This window comes from Acinetobacter lwoffii (assembly GCF_024129735.1).
In the GTDB taxonomy this organism is placed as follows: domain Bacteria; phylum Pseudomonadota; class Gammaproteobacteria; order Pseudomonadales; family Moraxellaceae; genus Acinetobacter; species Acinetobacter lwoffii_H.
The window spans coordinates 1-499 of sequence record NZ_JAMXXK010000125.1; the positions used below are offsets into that span (position 1 = coordinate 1).

Annotated in this window: 1 pseudogene; it reads left to right on the forward strand. The window is 39.7% G+C overall.

Going from position 1 to position 499, the window contains the following annotated elements:
- Positions 1-499 (forward strand): annotated as a pseudogene (locus NI469_RS15760) (IS5 family transposase); the annotation flags it as partial.

Sequence of the window (499 nt, forward strand, 5' to 3'; positions counted from 1 at the left end):
TTTAATCGTTGGGCAAGCAAGGGATTGTGGAATAAATTTTTTTTAGATTACGAGGCGTCTTGGATCAAGAATGGGTATTCATTGACGGAAGCTACATACGCGTGCATCAACATGCAAGTGGAGCTCGGAATGGTTTCGAAAGAGCAATTGGACAATCACGTGGTGGACGAACAACAAAAATACATCTTGCAACCGACGCGAATGGATTACCGATTGATTTTAAAATCACTGGGGGTGGCGTCCACGACAGTCAAGTTGCAAAACAACTGATTGATACTGTAGGCGAGGCAACTTATCTCATTGCTGATAAGGGGTATGATGCTGAGCACATTAGAATATATGCCCAGAACAAGGATATGATTCCCATCATTCCAATGAGATCAAATAGTAAAAGATCGAATAAGGAGTTTGATAAATATCTATATAAATTAAGACATTTAGTTGAAAATGTGTTTGCGAGATTGAAGCATTTCCGAGCGATTGCAACCCGATTTGATAA